Origin of the sequence: Flavobacterium rivuli WB 3.3-2 = DSM 21788, assembly GCF_000378485.1 — a bacterium.
Lineage (GTDB): Bacteria > Bacteroidota > Bacteroidia > Flavobacteriales > Flavobacteriaceae > Flavobacterium > Flavobacterium rivuli.
In genome coordinates this window covers 570,346-586,941 of sequence record NZ_KB899966.1, presented here as the reverse complement: position 1 = coordinate 586,941, position 16,596 = coordinate 570,346, and the positions used below count along the sequence as shown (strand labels likewise).

The window sequence follows — 16,596 nt, the reverse complement described above, 5'->3', positions numbered from 1 at the left end:
TTATTTTAAGAGATTAAACACATAATAGTCTAAAGAGTAAGTCCCGGCGCCCAAAGCCAGTAAAAATAAAAGGCTGAGTGTGTACATGTAAGGCACATCCCTTACTTCTACAGAATCTTTGCGGTGCACTACGAAATAGCCTATGGCAGTTACCCCAATTGTGGGCAGTATTGCCAGCCGTGTACCCAGGCCGAAGATGATAAAAAATGGCACAACCGTATCTGAAAATGCAGCTACCAGCGCATTAAGTTTATTGGGCAGGCCAAGAGGGTTAGGTACATGCTCTTTTTCACCATTTTGCACCCTGAATTTTTTCATGCCGTGTACCCTGAAAAGTTCTATAGCTAAAAGTATCCTGAAGATGAGTAGTGCGACATTATTAAATGCGCTGCCCGCATCAGAATATAATAATTGTTTTATAAGTTCTGTCATGATAGTTATATTAAAATGCAAAGCATGAGCATCCTAAAGCACCCCAAAATGCGGTGTAATTATTAACGGGTACATTGCTTAGCCGTGCATTGTCATGGTTATGTGCGTGCACATCGCAACTGCCGCTGCAACTGTGTATTTGCGCTGTAAGCCCTTTGGTGTTTGGCTTGCCAACATGCGAATGTGGCTGAGCTGTATGCCCACCCGCCGGATAATAGCCGTTGTAAATTTTAGTAGGCGACCAGTCAGGTAAAATGGGGATAGAAGGAGGCGAGTACGAAGAAAAATCGCCTTTAGCATATACGATCTTACCATCTACAACCGTCATTTCGGCTTCTATGTTTTTAACATCTTCGTCATCAACATTAAAATAATCACGGTTTAATACAGCAAGATCTGCAAACATGCCTACCTGTATATCACCCTTTTTTTGCTGTTCCTGAGAAAACCACGCACTGCCCTTTGTATATAACTCTAAAGCTACCTCGCGCGTTAGCCTGCTTTTATTGTAAAGCTGTAATCCGCCAACGGTTTTACCCACCGTAAGCCAGTACATAGAAACCCACGGGTTGTAGCTGCTTACCCTTGTAGCATCGCTGCCGCCGCCTACGGGCACTTCCATTTCCAGCATGGTTTTAATGGGGGGCGTACTTTCGGCAGCTTTAGCACCGTAACGGTCTGTAAAGTATTCGCCCTGGTATGCCATGCGGCTTTGTATGGCTATACCGCCACCCAGATTTTTAGTACGCTCTATATTGCGTTCGTCTATAGTTTCGGCATGGTCAAAAATCCAGGGCAACCCGTCAAACGGAATATCGCGGTTTACTTTTTCGAATACATTTAAAAAGCGGGTAATGCTTTCGTTGTAAGTGGCATGCAGCCTGAATGGCCAACGGTTTGCCACTAAAAGGCGTACCACTTTTTCAAGGTCGGCTTCCATGTTTTCAGGAAGGTCCGGGCGTGGCTGAAGGAAATCTTCAAAATCAGCCGCAGAAAATACCAGCATTTCTCCTGCACCGTTATGGCGGTACATGTCATCTCCCTGGTATAGTTTAACGGTGTCTATCCAGTCGCTAAAATCTTCAAACTCATGTTTGGGCTTTTGGGTAAACAGGTTGTAGGCAATGCGCACGGTAAGCTGTTTTTTCTCGTTAAGCTCGTTTACCACTCTATAGTCATCAGGAAAATTCTGGAAACCACCACCGGCATCTATAACGCTGGTAATGCCAAAGCGGTTAAGCTCTTTCATAAAATGCCTTGTAGAGTTTACCTGCTGCTCATAAGGCAATGTGGGCCCTTTTGCAAGCGTGCTGTATAATATCATAGCATTTGGCGTTGCAATTATAAGCCCCGTAGGTTCGCCATTGCTGTCTTTTTGTATGTGTCCGCCCGGGGGTGCAGGAGTATCTTTAGTAAAACCTACAGCTTTTAATGCAGCCCTGTTCATAATAGCCCTGTCATAAAGGTGTAGTATAAATACAGGTGTTTCCGGGGCTATGGCGTTTATTTCTTCCAGTGTTGGCATGCGTCGCTCTGCAAACTGAAACTCGCTCCACCCGCCCACTACGCGTACCCATTGCGGCGATGGTGTGCGGTCTACCTGTTCTTTAAGCATACGTAAGGCATCTGCTAATGATGGTACACCATCCCAACGAAGTTCTAAATTATAATTTAACCCACCGCGTATAAGGTGTATGTGTGAGTCGTTAATGCCGGGCACCACACGTTTTTTCTCAAGATTAATAATCCTGGTCCCTTCAGATGCAAACTCCATAACGGCAGCATCATTGCCTATAGCTACAAACTTGCCGTCTTTAATGGCTATAGCTGTGGCATTGGCATTTTGTTTGCTAAAACTGTGTACTTTGCCATTATATAATATTATATCTGCTTTCATAATGGTTATTTATTTAGTTTGGCAATAGCTTCTTTAATACCCTCTCCGGCAACGGTGTAAAATGCAGGGCCTGCCAGTAACGTAACCTTAGTAAGTGGCTTGTATGCTGCCATTTTTTTATCTTTTAACCATGCTTGTGTCCTGTAGGCCTCAAACGTACCGGCAACTACATAGCCCGCTACAAGTGCCGTTGGCGAATCGATACCGGCATCTTTAAGGTCGCTTGCAAATGCATAATGGCTTACCCCAAGGCGCAGTGCTTCGTTCATGGCTACACTGCCCACAATTTTCATAAGTTCCGGCGTAAATTTATTACGGTCGCCCAGGCCTATAAGCAATAGTTTTTTAGAACCTATAGTTCCTGCAGGCGGGGTTATCAATAAAGTTTCGAAGGCATGGCCTGCAAATTTTCCGCTTTTGCGAATCTCTGTAATAATGCCTTTTAGGTCGTGGTCTAAATGCACCATACCGTTTACAGCAGCAGGCAGGGCAGGGGGAGAATTAAAGATGTCGCCTTCGGTATATTCAAAAACGCAGGCAACCTGCAGGTCGGCTACTTCCGTAGATGGGCCCTGTACCATACCCTCTACGGCTACGCCATCCACTTTACCCCAAATTACAGATGTACCCTGTGGGGTAGTTTTAACATCGGCAGTGGTTTGTGCTGTTGTAGTTAGTGCTGCTGTGCTTAAAAAAGCTGCAACCAATAAAGTATTAAATATGTGTTTTATGTTTTTCATGATATTAGTTTTGCGTTTGTTTAAAACATGAAGCTAAGCTGTAGGTTAAAGAACAAACCATTTTTAGAATTTGGAATTACATCGTTAAGGAAGCCTCCTGTTTTAAAATATTGCAGGCCGCTTACCAGCGATGTGTAATTGTTTACAGTATATGCTAAATTGGCAAGATATGAGGTGCCAATAAACCGCTTGCGCGATGATGACCCGGGCATATTAAAGCCGCCACTGGGTCTGTACACACCATCGTTAAGCGAGTAACGCCAGTTAAGCACCACATCTGCCTGAAACTTAAGGTTAGGCAATAAATCGAGCGTGCCATACGGGTGAATATCTATAAGGTTAACAGGGCCTGTTTGCGGGCTAAAGCCTAAATAACCGCCCCGTGGGTACAATGGGTTAAAGGTTTGCAGGCTGCCATCTCCGGCTCTTTTATCTCCCGATATATAATCATTGCGCAGGTTTATGGTGGGTTTAAATTTTGTGTTCTCGAAAGAGTACCCAAGGTCTACAGATGCTGTCCAGGCACTAATATTGCCACTGCCAAAGGTGCCAAACTGGTAGGCCGCTTCGAGGTTATAAATAAAGCCACCGCCGTTTTTCCAGAGGCGTGCACCCACGGTATGGCGCACCTCTTTAGCCGTACCTTCTTCAAACCGGGAGAGTTTTTTATTGATGCCTATGTAGTACATATCTAAGTTGCCACTTTTAGGTATAATAAGCTTTGAGTAAACGCCCCAAAGGTTAAGCTGCTTAGAAGCCTTATTGTCAAAAGTGCCGGGGTTAACGGTGTCCTGCATCATGGCAAACACATCTACAGACAGCCTTGCCGATGTATACCAAACCTTACCACCTGTAAAATATAGCCTTGCATTGGGCCCTTCGCCTACCGATATAAGCCTGCCGGAGCCATAATTTATTTCCTGCCTCCCAAGGCGTGTTTGCAGTACCTTATCTTCCTTTTTATACAAAACAACATCGGCAAAAAGGTTTTGTATGTTAAGATGGTCCTCATCTACAGGGCTCGACCCTGTTTTACTGCCATTCTGAAAAGCACTGCGTAACTGGGCAAACACCCTGAATTTTGGACCAAAATGAACATCGGCGTGGACGTCGTACCGCTGCAGAAAAAAATTGTTGTGGCCTACGTTAAACCGGCCCCAGTCTTCATTATTAAAATCAACAAACTCGCCACGTGCCTCGCCTCCAAAAGAAATGTATGTGCTGCCCGATTTGTTAAGCGGTGTGTACTTAACTTTCTCATAAATGCTGCGGGAAGAATCTTTTAGGTATTCGTAGTTTTCATCGTAGCGCATTAATTTAAAATTTTGAGCATACAATGTAAACCCGTTCAGGCATGTAATAACAATTGCCGTTATAAAAAAATATTTTTTAAAAGCTATGTAATAAAATGCCTGCACGGGTTGGGGTTTTATTGTGGTTGTTATTGGTAATGCTCTTAGTGTTTAATCATGTTATGCGCATACTGAATGCCCAGGCCGTAACCGGCTCCATGTTTTTTCATAAGGTTAGTTACAGCAACATACGTTTCCTGGCGTGCCCAGTCTCTTTGCAGTTCTAAAAGGTACTGTACCGATGTGATAGGTTTAACACCAGAGTGTACCATGCGCTGCACAGCACGTTCGTGAGCCTCTGTGCTTACATCGCCACAAGCATCTGTAATTACATACACGTCATAGCCTTCTGCAATGGCAGATAATGCCGGGCCTACTATGCATACACCTGTCCATAATCCTGCAAGTACGAGCTTGTTCTTGTTAAGCCCGGTAATGGCTTTATAGGCCGCTTCGTCTTCCCAGGTATTCATACTGGTACGGTCTATGTAACCTGATGTAGCCTGCGGATAAAATTCTTCAATCTCAGGAAAAACGGGGCCAGAAAAACTTTCTTCGGCAACGGTGGTTACTATTGTAGGAACATTAAATATCTTTGATGCTCCGCTAATGATTGCTACATTAGTACGTAATTCGCTAATTGCAATGCTGTTAGTTGCAAATGCCATTTGCCCTTCAAAATCAATTAATACTAAAGCATGATTTTCGGGTGATAAAAGATCTGGTGATGGTTTCATAAAATGTTAGATTAAATATTTTCTAACATATAACCAATGCTGTGCCTTTTTTATAAAGCCTTTAAAGACATAGGTTTATATAATTTACCCAATTTATTTTTCTACGGCATATCGTAATTTTATGATAAAGCTATTAGATAAAGTTTTGATAGTGTTAGCTAAAGATATTTATACTTATAAATTAAAAGCTTTGAAATGTTCTTTATAATATACTGTATTTTAGTTGCTTAAGTAAAAAGTGTATATATGTTAGTTTTATAATTTATATTTGGCGCAATATATCCTTGTAAGAAAATATCTATATCGTTGTAGTTTTCATTTAATGCATTTTAAAAATGGTTAGCAAAGTAAATGTTCGGGGTGTGTTTTATGGCTTGTTGCTATTACTATCAACCACTATTAGTGTAAATGCACAGTCTCCGCAAGAAGTCGCAAAGCTTAAGCAGCAACTTGAGGGCAGTAATGACAATACTAAAAAAGTAACCTTGCTACTGGCTTTGGGAAAATATTCTCTATACAAAGAAGGCGAATATAAAATAGACCTTGATAGTGCCCGCGCTTATACTAATGAAGCCCGAAGCCTTAGTGAAACTCTGCATTACAAAGCCGGTATTGGGCGCAGCATTTTACAGGATGCCAGGATTTACAGGGAAGGTGGCAATAAAAAAAAGGCATGGCAAGTGGCAAATAATGCGCTTACTTATTTTACTGTAAATAATATGCCTGTGCTAAAAGGAGATACGTACCTGGAGTTAAGAAACCACCTTACTCAGGACGAAAAAGACATAGAAAAGCAAATAAAATATACAAACCTTGCCATAGGCTTATATAAGAAATCAGGGTCTAAAGAAAAGCAGGCTAATACACTTATAGATCTCTCTGATCTATACCAGGCAAAAAGCGACCTTAATAAATCACTTCATCTTTTACAAGAGTCGCTTGCTATATACAAAAACATAAAATTTAAGCGATTACAAGGTGTATATATTTATATGGCAGATGCATACCGGCTATCTAACAATAATGACCTAAGCATAAAGTATGCCCTCATGGCGGTTAAAACAGCCGAAGACCTTCACGACAATTCTATGCAGCTTTGCATGATTTATAATCATGTAGGCTTAATTTATTTTGATGTAAAGAATTTTGAAGAGGCTCTCGTTTACTTTAAAAAGGCATTGAATGTTGCCTACCAGCATAACGACAACAGGGCAGTAAACGAACTTAGCCATAATATAGCATCTATTTTATACAGGAAGCACAGGGACAGGGAAGCTATAGATTTGTTAAACATTGCAGTTACTAAATACCCGTCTGATAATTCAGATGTTCAGGTTGTTATTAACCAATTCTTTACAATATGCTACTTAAGGATAAAAGACTACAATAATGCTAAAATATATTACAACAAACTACTGCAACAATATGGCACAACTACCAATGCAAATATATACAGGGGTTACCTTTACAAAGGTATAATTACCTACCTGCGCGAAACCGGGCAGGTTACCAGGACCTATAAATACCTTGAAGAATATAAAAATTATTGTGTAGGGAACAAATACCTGCATGGCCTTGCCGAGATGGAGTTTTCATACTTTAAAAGCGATTCTGCCAGCGGAAATCTTTCGGGAGCAATAGATCATTTAAAAAAATACCACTATTTACGAGATTCAACCATTAGTGTTAGCAGGACAAAACAGGTAAGTGCCTTGCAAATACAGTATGAAACAGAGAAAAAAGATAAAAATATTATTGTCCTGAAAGAGCTGTCTAAACTTCAGGAGTCTAAATTGCATAACAGCACAATAATACAGTATGTGTTTGCAGGCGGGTTGCTATTATCTACCCTGTTTATAGGGCTTTTATATTATGCTTACAGGCTTAAACAGCGCACCAATAAAAAACTTGAATTAAAAAGGCAGCAGATAGACGAACAAAATGCCCTGCTAAAAAAACTGCTTACCGAGAAAGAATGGCTGCTTAAAGAAATTCACCACAGGGTAAAAAATAACCTGCAAATAGTAATAAGCCTTTTAAACACACAGTCTTCGTTCCTGGAAAATAAAGAGGCACTGGCCGCCATACAAAACAGCCAGCACCGCATGCATGCCATGTCTTTAATTCACCAGCGTTTATACCAGTCAGAAAATCTTGCCAGTATAAATATGTCATGGTACATAAACGAACTGGTTAGTTACTTAAAAGAATGCCTGGGCAGCGATAAAAAAATAAAATTTATACTTGATAACGAAGCTGTAGAACTTGATGTAGCACAGGCTGTACCGCTGGGGCTTATATTAAACGAGGCTATAAGCAATGCCATAAAATATGCATTTCCGGATAAAGACAGGGGCACGATAGAAATTTCTCTAAAAAGAACTGAAGGCACTAACTACCAGCTTATAGTGGCCGATGATGGCGTGGGGCTGCCTGAAAATGCTGATTTACAAAACAGTAATTCGTTAGGCATGAATTTAATGGCCGGCTTAAGCCAACAACTCGACGGATCGTTCTCTATTAAAAATGATAATGGTGTAAACGTAGCTATAACTTTTACAAAAAATAACAATTTAGGCAAAATTGATGTTACTGTGCCTGTTTAAAATTACAAAAATATCCTAAGTGAGTAAAGTTTTGTTATGTATTTAAATTTGTAGCGGTGTTAATATTTACGAAAATTAACTTAAAGAATTTATAAAATTACGAAATAACGTAAATAAAATAATTGCGTTATTTTTTTAAATTACTGAATATCATTTGTTTACTTCCTTTGGTACTTTGTTTGCTATGACAGTGTTAATATAAAACTTACCACTATGAAACTAACTCAGGCAGCACGCACTAACGATGTAGTACAGGTAAGAAGGTATACCGGCCGTGAAAATATTAACCAGCACGACGAATATGGTAATACACCCCTCTTGCTTGCAGTAAACTATAATAACAACGAAGCAGTACTCGCATTACTTAGTGCAGGAGCAGATACCGAATGGAAAGATAACAGGGGTTATACAGCGCTTATGGTAGCCTGTTTTAAAGGATACACTAAAGTTGCAAAATTGCTTATAGAACATGGTGCTGTAGTACACAGCGTTAATAATAATAACGAAACAGCATTAACCTTTGCAACATTATTAGGACAGCAGGAACTTGTAAGGCTGCTGCTTATATATGGCGCAGATCCTTTAAAGAAAGACCATACAGGCAAAAATGCTTTAGACCATGCACGCACACAACAAAATGTGCATAATTATGAGCTTATGGTGGCTGCAGCAAATAACTACCTGTTGTAGTAATGTCTTAACATGTAGGTATCTATGAGTTGTAAAATTGTATTTTTGTTTATTTGAGGATATAAAATTCAAAACAAATTTCGATTAAAACTGTAAGAATTACACTAAATGTTTTATTAGGTTTTATTTTGAATAAACTATATTTGTCTACTTCAAAATACAGGTTTACGGTTGTCTTTTTTCTTTAGATAACAAATGTTTAAATATATCACGCTCAAAATTTACAGTTCATGAAATGCCTCATCATCGACGATAACGAAATTGCCAGATCTATGCTTGCAGAGCTTGCAAAACAGGTTAAAGACCTGAATGTGCTTGCAGAATGCAGTAGTGCCATGGAAGCTTATAATTACATACAGGATAATCAGGTAGACCTGTTTTTTCTGGATATTGAAATGCCCGAAATGACAGGGCTGGAACTTACAAAAAATTTAGGTGACTGCTGTCCGGTAATAATTTTTACAACATCTAAAAAGGAATATGCGGCCGAAGCTTTTGAGCTTAACGTAGCCGATTATTTAATAAAACCTGTGGTACCGGCACGTTTTATACAGGCTGTAAGCAGGGCGCGCGATATACTAAACAGCCAGAAAGAAGATATTAAAATGACTGCCGAAGAGTTTATATTTATAAGGGATACTAATATTGTAAGACGTCTTAAAATAGACGATATTTTATATGCCGAAGCACTAGGCGATTATGTAAAGCTGCATACTACAGATAAAATGTATGCCATACATAACACTTTAAAATCGGTAGAGGAGCGGTTGCCGGCACAAACTTTCCTGCGCATTCACCGTTCTTTTATTATTGCAATTAACAAGATAGACACTGTACAGGATGGCGGCGTGGTAATACTAAAAAAGTTTTTGCCTGTGGCAGATTCTTACAGGAAGACCTTAAACCAAAGGATGAATGTTTTGTAAAATCCCACCGACAGTTTTGCCGCATTCAACCCGTTACTTTCCTGTTTCAACTACTATTTTATTATAACATTTATTTTATCTGCTAATTTAACGCCCTCATTATGATTTTTTTAGATAGAATGAATACCAAACAGTTTACGTCGTTAATTTTTGCTTCTTTTATTACCGGTATAGTATTGCTTATAATTGTACAGTACAATTCTGCAACAAACATGGACAACCTTATTACAGGTAACGAAAGGCTTTTAAAAGAGATACAAACCACAAACAGGCTAAGGGAAATTGAAAGGGATATTATTTGGGTAGAAAGCCGCCTGCGTGCAGCCATAGCTACAGATGATATAAGCCATATAGATGGGGTAGATGGTAAGATACAGGAAGTAGAAAATTATCTGGACTCTTTACAATCTGCAGATACCGACCTTGAAGTACAAGGTTACATACAAAGGTTAAGGGTACTGGCATTGCACAAGCTGGAGAGCAAAAAAACAATACAGAATGATTATCAGCTATCCGGCAGGATGGATGATACCAGTATGATATCTAACCCGCGTGCCAGGAACATATCTAACGAGATTAGCAGCCTTACACGAAAAATATACGACAGCAGGCAGCGCATGATACGCAAACTAAGCCTGGATGTAGAAGAAAGCGGCCGTAAAGCCAGGCTGTATGGTGCCTTAATGATAGGGCTTATTACCTTATGCGGCTTCTTGTTGTTATGGTTTATAATAAGCCGCATACGCAGGCAAAACCTGCTTATAGAACGGTTAGATATATCTGACAAAAAAGCCCGTGAAGCGGCAATTATTAAAGAAAATTTTATGGCAAACATGAGCCATGAAATACGAACGCCGCTAAATGCAATATTGGGTTTTACAAATTTGCTAAGGCAAAGGCAGCTTGATAAAGAACCTGCAGAGTTTGTAGGTGCCATACAAAAAGCGGGAGAAAGCCTGCTAACCATTATAAACGATATACTGGACCTTTCTAAAATAGAGGCAGGCATGATGCGTATAGAAAACACTGCATTTAGTGTACGCGGCCTTTTTGATTCTATTAAAACATTGTTTGGAGAAAAAGTTAAAGAAAAGAACCTTAGCGTAAAGCTTGATATAGATGCTAATGTGCCCGATACCCTTGTGGGCGATGCCACCCGCCTTACTCAAATACTGGTTAACCTTATAAGCAATGCCATAAAGTTTACAGAGAAAGGGCATATACACATTCATATTTTTAGTAAAGGAATTACAGATAATAAAATACAGCTTGGCATAAGCATAAGCGATACAGGCATTGGTATAGAAAAAGATAAGGTAAACGGTATTTTTGAGCGGTTTCATCAGGCAGAAGATTCTACCACAAGAAATTATGGTGGTACCGGCCTTGGGCTTGCCATAGTAAAAGACCTGCTAACGCTGCAAAATGGCAGTATAGACGTAAGCAGCGCCATAGGTAAAGGCACAACGTTTACTATGGTTATACCGTACCAGGTTTCTTTAGAGCAGTTTACAGAAAAACCGGCAACACATATAATTTCATTTAAAAATTTAGAAAATAAGGACAGCAGGCTCCTTGTTGTAGATGATAACGAGATGAACCAAAGCCTTATGAAGCATTTGCTTAAAAGCTGGGATTTTGAGCATGATATTGCAGGCAATGCTACAGATGCCATAGCAATGCTGCAAAGCAATACGTATGATATGGTGCTAATGGACATACAAATGCCCGGCATGGATGGTTATGAAGCTACACAATACATACGCAACCAGTTACACTTACAGGTGCCCATTATAGCCATGACAGCACATGCCCTTGCAGGCGAACGCGAAAAATGCCTGAGTTACGGCATGAACGAGTACCTCTCTAAACCTATTGTAGAGCAGCAGCTATATAACTTTATTATAAAATTTACCAACGCCGGTACAAAAACGGCTGTTACAAATGCCTCTGATAACTTTGATGCTAATAACAATTTTATAGATGTTACTTATCTTAAAGATATAAGTAAAGGCAATACGGTCTTTGAAAAGAAAGCTACTTCCCAGTTTCTTAATTTACTGCCACAGTCTCTTAATAAACTGGAAGTTGCAATAGCTACAGATGATTTAAAAACAATAAGGGCCGTTGCACACGACCTTAAAACAACAGTATCTATAATGGGGCTTACCACAAGGCTGGAAAGTATACTGGAAACCCTCGAATTTTCTGATGATAAAGCGCATATTACAAAAGCTTTTTCTGATTTAAAAGATCTTTGTTTAAAAGCACTCTTAGAGGCACAGCAATTTCACGACGCCTTGTAAAACAGGATTTTATATAGAATAACAAACACAAATTACCGTAGCAGCAGCACCATAAAGGGCTGCTGTTTTTTTTATGCAATAACATCAGTATTGCTGTCTGGTATAAGGATACAAGTAAGGTTTGGTTAGCCCGGAATAGCCTCACTTTTTTAGAGTCCTGTTTCAACGACTGTAAATGCCCGTCTACCGATTAGCACTTTCAACCGGCACACAACATTATTAATTTTAACAAAAAATAAAGGATACCACAAAACCAATCATAACCAAAAAATAAATTACCATGACACCACAAGTACTTAACCCGGCAGCCTTTACAGCAAGGCCATTAGCACAAAAACAAAACGTTACTGAAAAACAGGATAATACCAGTTTTAATTTAGAGTATGCCATGTTGCAATCACTGCATGCTAAAAATTCTTTTTTAACTAATATCCTTGCCACAGCTAACATTGGTATATGGAGCGTAGACCTACAGACTAAAAACGTGAGCCTTAGCCCTGTAACTATGCTCCTTTTAAAAGACAGCACACACAAGCCATTAACCCTTACCAGCTTTTTACATAAGCTTGCCATTTCCGGACAAAGTGGCTTTGCCATTGCTGTAAATAAAGCTTGTAAAACAAAGAGTGCCTTTGAGGAAGAAGTAAGCCTTATGTTTCCCGATGGCGAAAAATGGTTCAGGATATCGGGTAAGGTAGTTATAAGCAGCAGTACATCAAAAAAGATTGCCGGTGTAATTACAGATATTACCAAGGATAAAATAACCGATATTAAGCGAAAAGACCAAATGGCTTTTTTAAGCCATGAGCTAAAAACGCCGCTAAGTACTATAAAGCTATGCCTGCAAATGGGGGTAAAGAAAGCCTTTAAACACAGCGATTTAAAATCGGCAAGCATGCTTACCCTGGCAGACCAGCAGGTAGAGAACATGGTGGGTATGATAAATAATTCGCTTGATGTATCGCTTATAGAAAACAATAAGCTTACGTTGCAAAAATCAGAATTTGATGTATCGGAACTTGTAAATGACTTAGTGCACGAAATGGCTTTTTTAAATACAGAAACCACCTTTAAAACTGAGTTGAGCGATGCCATTATTATAAATGGCGACAAGACAAAAATTAAACAGGTACTAACTAACTACATTTCAAATGCAGTTAAATTTTCGGGTGCAAAAAGTACCGTTTACATTAAATGCAAAAAAGCAAGAAACGGTGTTACAGTAACTGTTAAAGATAACGGCACAGGCATTAGTGCCGAAAACCAAAAACTATTATTTATGCGCAACTCAAGGGTTTGCATCGATCAGCCCGATGCGCCAAGAGGCCACGGCCTTGGCTTATTTCTATCTAAAGAAATTATAGAAAGGCATAACGGCAGGGTATGGGTAAAAAGCCTTTTAGGCGAAGGTGCCACTTTTGGCTTTAGCCTGCCTTTGTAGTAAGGCCACCCGCTGGTTAAAGGTGTATATACACATTGAATACGGGTATGAGTGTAGCTCGCTACCTCTTGAGACTATCATATGGACACATTTTTTGTACTCATCCCACCCGATAGCTATCGGGACTATCCAAAGCAAGAAAATCGTAGCGTTTAAAATGTGTATCAAATTTAAGAGTATGCACCTATGAGTGAAGCTAAGGCCTTAAACTTTGTTGCGTTAAGCAAAATTTAAGTTGAGGCGTAAAGAATCATTTGCTGTTTGAGCGCAGCGAGTTCAAATGATTTAGCCGAAGCTTATATTTTGTAGCATAAGAAGTTAGAGCCTTGAACTTTTGCTTCTTTTGTTTCAAGACAAAAGAAGAGATAAAAATAATTGAGATGTGTCTACACGATAACTCTTGAGAGGGGCTGGGGGGTGTGTCATTAAAAAAGCCTGATCAAAAAAATCAAACATAATAACCAATCAATAAAATTACAATACCATGGAAGATAATAAATTAAGTTTCCGTTACCAGTTAGAAAAAAAAGAACCCCATTTAGGCGAAGGCGGCATTACAAGAGGTGCATCTGTTAGAGATTTTCCTGCGTCGGTAGGGCTTGCAGGAGTATCTATGAGGCTTGAGCCGGGCGGAATGAGAGAGCTGCACTGGCATGCTAATGCTGCGGAGTGGGCGTATGTTGTAGCGGGTAACTGCCGCACTACAATTGTGCACCCGGACGGTACCACATACATAGATAGTTTTGGCCCCGGCGATGTATGGTATTTCCCAAGAGGTTATGGCCACTCAATACAGGGAACAGGCCCGGGCGAGTGCCATTTTATACTAATATTTGATAACGGCGATTTCTCTGAAGAGCATACTTTTAGTGTAACCGATTTTATATCGTGCGTTCCGCCCGAAGTTGCTGCCCAAAATTTAGGGCTTAGCTTAGAAGAGGTAGCCCAGCTGCCTAAAGACGAGGTGTATTTTGCCAAAGGCGATGTGCCTGATGATGAATCGCTGATATCTAACTTCAGGAGTGCGCCGGAGCTTACAAGCCTGCACCGCTACCCGTTACATGCACAGCAGCCTAAGCGTATACCGGGAGGTGGCACGCAGCAAATTGTTACGTCTAAAGAGTTTCCTATAAGCAAAACCATGACGGGCAGTGTTATAGAATTGCAGCCCGGTGCCATGCGCGAAATGCACTGGCACCCCGACGCCGATGAATGGCAGTATTACCTGAGCGGTACTGCAGAGATGACTGTTTTTCTTGCCGAACATACTGCTGTTACAGAACAGTTTGAAGCCGGAGATGCGGGTTATGTACCTATGGGAGCGGGGCACTACATAAAAAATACCGGCACCGATGTGTGCCGCGTGCTTATAGGCTTTAATAATGGCGATTATCAGTCTATAGATCTTAGCGACTGGCTTAAAGGTGTGCCTAAAGCGTTGCTTAAAGGTAACTTTAGTATCCCTGATGCGCTGGTAAACCAGTTTCCGTCTCAAAGCGAATTTATTGTGAAAATGTAGATAGCTGTAACAGCAATATAATAGAGGCCGCCCTTAGTTTTTTAATTAAAAATTAAAAAACTAAGGGCGGTTTCATAAAAAGAGATTTTAATATGAAAGAGTTTAAATATGTTGGGCAATTAAGTGTACTGCTCACTTTTTGTGCAGGGTACTGCGATGCGGCTACTTTTTTTGGCGGACTGGGCATTTTTTCGGCCCATATAACAAGCAATTTTATTGTTTTTGTGTACGATATATTAACCAGGGCAGATGCCAAATCCTGGTTGAAGCTGATTTCCTTACCGGTATTTGTTATCGCTTCTTTTACAGCCGAAAGTATATTCAGTAAAAATAAAGATGCCAATAAGTTATTATTAATAGAAGCATTACTGCTGCTCCTTGCAGGTGGAGTTTCTGTAGTATTTAATTTATGGCATGTAAGTACCTTATGGCATATTTACCTTTGCACTTTTATTACCGTTTTTGCCATGTCTTTGCAAAGTGCTTATAGCAGAATATTTAGTGCATCGTCTTACGGGCCTACCACTGCAATGACGGGCAATGTAACCCAGTTAGCAATCGACCTTGAAAACGTTATAAAAAAACGGGGAGTAGTAAACAGGAACGATTTAAAAAAACAGGCAATCTTAGTTTGCGGATTTTTTTGTGGTGCCTTTGCAGGAGGTATTGTTGCCAAAGCGGCGGGGCTTGCTGCCCTGGTTATACCTGCTATTATTATTTTGTATACGTATACAGAACTGCAAATGGCAACAAAATATAGTAATAGCGTACAGTAACAAAATACTACACAAATAATAAAGCCAAACCGTAATGCGATTATTAGGGTTTGGCTTTTAAGTTATATTAACTGTTAGTTTACTTTGGCTCCGGCCTAAAATTATTCATGTGTGTAAGTGCAGAGTTTACATCGGTGTCTAATAATTTTATGGCTGCCTCAAGCTGGTTTAGCAAAGCTATTTTTAAGTTGAGGTCTCCGGTATTAAAATCACCTCCTTTACCAAACATCAATGTAATGGTTTTATCTTTTACATCGGCACCAAGCTCTGCAATTTGCCATCGGCTCTTAATATTTTGCTGGGTACTGTACTTTCCGTCCAGTATATTAAAATCTTTAGTGGTAAGTATAAGGTAAATAAATTGTGGCAGGGCATTTGGTTTTTGAGGTGCATACCATATATCGCCTAAAAAACTTCTTTGATAGGAAAGTTTAATGGTCTTTGCCGAACTCTTAATTAAAGCCAGAGACACAAGCCCTGTTATAACGCCACCGGTTAGCAGTACTGCATTTTGAGGCCCCTTTTTTTCTATAAGCGCGGGCGCCAGTCCTGTTGCGGCTCCTGCAATTAAAGAAGCTACCGTTAACTTATTTGTTCGTTTCTGGTTGCTGTTTATTAAAATAGTAGATATCCTGCGGGTACGTTCCTGCTCGCAATACAGCTCTGCGGCAGTATTTTCCATAGCATTATGTATCAGGTTTATTTTTTGCTGGATTTTAAACTGCATCAGCATAAGGTTCTGTTCAGAGGCTCCTGTGGTATCGGCAGCAAGGGTAAGCGCTTTTTTAAGCTCAGGGATAATACCGGTGGCATTGGCCAGTAAAATTTCTTTCCTGCTGTAACGTGTGCTAAGCTGGGTATCATTTTGCAATAGCGAATCGGTATTATACGTATTCGGAATGATATGTGCATCAATTTCAGAGCTTACCGGGAAACAGTAATCAATATCCATAGTGGTATTTATGCTAAGGTCTTTTTTAACCGAGCATGAGCATAAAAGGGCAGTAGCGCTTACTGTAAACAGTGCTTTTTGTAAAGTTGTAATCATAAAAAGGGGAGTAAATAGTTTGTAAGGTTTGCACCTTAAAAATAAAAAATCCAAAACCGGGTTTTTACCGGCCTGGATTTTTCATCAGTTAAATTGCCAAAAGGTAATTCGGCGTTATGTATTTGG

The 16,596-nt window shown here is 39.9% G+C and carries 13 protein-coding genes; 7 read left to right on the top strand and 6 right to left on the bottom strand.

Translation table 11 applies throughout. From position 1 onward, the window contains the following. The 5 genes from F565_RS0102820 to F565_RS0102800 form a co-directional block, all read right to left on the bottom strand. The gene (locus tag F565_RS0102820; protein WP_020211678.1) at nucleotides 1-432 is read right to left on the bottom strand and encodes a DoxX family protein; all 432 of its coding nucleotides are present in this window, start codon (nucleotides 430-432) and stop codon (nucleotides 1-3) included. A 10-nt stretch (nucleotides 433-442) separates the two neighbouring features. Further along, nucleotides 443-2,329: an amidohydrolase gene (locus F565_RS0102815; RefSeq protein WP_020211677.1), complete on the bottom strand. Its 1,887-nt coding sequence runs from the start codon at nucleotides 2,327-2,329 to the stop codon at nucleotides 443-445. Nucleotides 2,330-2,334: 5 nt separating this feature from the next. Beyond that, entirely contained in the window at nucleotides 2,335-3,069 is a 735-nt protein-coding gene (locus F565_RS0102810) for a M17 family peptidase N-terminal domain-containing protein (RefSeq protein ID WP_020211676.1), read from the bottom strand. Nucleotides 3,070-3,089: 20 nt separating this feature from the next. Next, nucleotides 3,090-4,382, bottom strand: a complete 1,293-nt coding sequence (locus F565_RS0102805) for an alginate export family protein (protein WP_154652518.1) — start codon at nucleotides 4,380-4,382, stop codon at nucleotides 3,090-3,092. Nucleotides 4,383-4,525: 143 nt separating this feature from the next. Next, on the bottom strand, nucleotides 4,526-5,158 hold the full coding sequence (locus F565_RS0102800) for a hydrolase (RefSeq protein ID WP_020211674.1): 633 nt from the start codon (nucleotides 5,156-5,158) through the stop codon (nucleotides 4,526-4,528). Nucleotides 5,159-5,493: 335 nt separating this feature from the next. Here F565_RS0102800 and F565_RS0102795 point away from each other — a divergent pair, with 335 nt between their 5' ends. The 7 genes from F565_RS0102795 (at nucleotide 5,494) to F565_RS21110 (ending at nucleotide 15,422) form a co-directional block, all read left to right on the top strand. Then, complete coding sequence (locus F565_RS0102795; protein WP_020211673.1) at nucleotides 5,494-7,764, top strand: tetratricopeptide repeat-containing sensor histidine kinase; 2,271 nt, start codon at nucleotides 5,494-5,496, stop codon at nucleotides 7,762-7,764. 213 nt (nucleotides 7,765-7,977) lie between these two features. Beyond that, entirely contained in the window at nucleotides 7,978-8,454 is a 477-nt protein-coding gene (locus F565_RS0102790; protein ID WP_020211672.1) for an ankyrin repeat domain-containing protein, read from the top strand. Between the two features lie 230 nt (nucleotides 8,455-8,684). After that, on the top strand, nucleotides 8,685-9,380 hold the full coding sequence (locus F565_RS0102785) for a LytR/AlgR family response regulator transcription factor (protein WP_020211671.1): 696 nt from the start codon (nucleotides 8,685-8,687) through the stop codon (nucleotides 9,378-9,380). Nucleotides 9,381-9,481: 101 nt separating this feature from the next. Then, nucleotides 9,482-11,686, top strand: coding sequence for an ATP-binding protein (locus F565_RS0102780; RefSeq protein WP_154652517.1), 2,205 nt, complete (start codon nucleotides 9,482-9,484; stop codon nucleotides 11,684-11,686). Nucleotides 11,687-11,966: 280 nt separating this feature from the next. After that, entirely contained in the window at nucleotides 11,967-13,127 is a 1,161-nt protein-coding gene (locus tag F565_RS0102775; RefSeq protein WP_020211669.1) for a sensor histidine kinase, read from the top strand. Nucleotides 13,128-13,611: 484 nt separating this feature from the next. Continuing rightward, nucleotides 13,612-14,646 (top strand): cupin domain-containing protein, encoded by a 1,035-nt coding sequence (locus F565_RS0102770; protein ID WP_020211668.1) that lies wholly within the window; start codon nucleotides 13,612-13,614, stop codon nucleotides 14,644-14,646. Nucleotides 14,647-14,738: 92 nt separating this feature from the next. After that, nucleotides 14,739-15,422 carry a YoaK family protein gene (locus F565_RS21110; RefSeq protein WP_020211667.1) on the top strand — a complete coding sequence of 228 codons (684 nt, stop codon included), beginning with the start codon at nucleotides 14,739-14,741 and terminating at the stop codon, nucleotides 15,420-15,422. 79 nt (nucleotides 15,423-15,501) lie between these two features. On the opposite strand, the gene F565_RS0102760 is transcribed toward F565_RS21110, so the two are convergent. After that, the gene (locus F565_RS0102760; protein ID WP_020211666.1) at nucleotides 15,502-16,470 is read right to left on the bottom strand and encodes a hypothetical protein; all 969 of its coding nucleotides are present in this window, start codon (nucleotides 16,468-16,470) and stop codon (nucleotides 15,502-15,504) included. Nucleotides 16,471-16,596 lie beyond the last annotated feature (126 nt).

Excerpts from the sequence above, each read along its gene's own strand:
- F565_RS0102820 (WP_020211678.1), bottom strand. The coding sequence starts at position 432 with ATGACAGAACTTATAAAACAATTATTATATTCTGATGCGGGCAGCGCA.
- F565_RS0102815 (WP_020211677.1), bottom strand. The coding sequence starts at position 2,329 with ATGAAAGCAGATATAATATTATATAATGGCAAAGTACACAGTTTTAGC.
- F565_RS0102810 (WP_020211676.1), bottom strand. The coding sequence starts at position 3,069 with ATGAAAAACATAAAACACATATTTAATACTTTATTGGTTGCAGCTTTT.
- F565_RS0102805 (WP_154652518.1), bottom strand. The coding sequence starts at position 4,382 with ATGCGCTACGATGAAAACTACGAATACCTAAAAGATTCTTCCCGCAGC.
- F565_RS0102800 (WP_020211674.1), bottom strand. The coding sequence starts at position 5,158 with ATGAAACCATCACCAGATCTTTTATCACCCGAAAATCATGCTTTAGTA.
- F565_RS0102795 (WP_020211673.1), top strand. The coding sequence starts at position 5,494 with ATGGTTAGCAAAGTAAATGTTCGGGGTGTGTTTTATGGCTTGTTGCTA.
- F565_RS0102790 (WP_020211672.1), top strand. The coding sequence starts at position 7,978 with ATGAAACTAACTCAGGCAGCACGCACTAACGATGTAGTACAGGTAAGA.
- F565_RS0102785 (WP_020211671.1), top strand. The coding sequence starts at position 8,685 with ATGAAATGCCTCATCATCGACGATAACGAAATTGCCAGATCTATGCTT.
- F565_RS0102780 (WP_154652517.1), top strand. The coding sequence starts at position 9,482 with ATGATTTTTTTAGATAGAATGAATACCAAACAGTTTACGTCGTTAATT.
- F565_RS0102775 (WP_020211669.1), top strand. The coding sequence starts at position 11,967 with ATGACACCACAAGTACTTAACCCGGCAGCCTTTACAGCAAGGCCATTA.
- F565_RS0102770 (WP_020211668.1), top strand. The coding sequence starts at position 13,612 with ATGGAAGATAATAAATTAAGTTTCCGTTACCAGTTAGAAAAAAAAGAA.
- F565_RS21110 (WP_020211667.1), top strand. The coding sequence starts at position 14,739 with ATGAAAGAGTTTAAATATGTTGGGCAATTAAGTGTACTGCTCACTTTT.
- F565_RS0102760 (WP_020211666.1), bottom strand. The coding sequence starts at position 16,470 with ATGATTACAACTTTACAAAAAGCACTGTTTACAGTAAGCGCTACTGCC.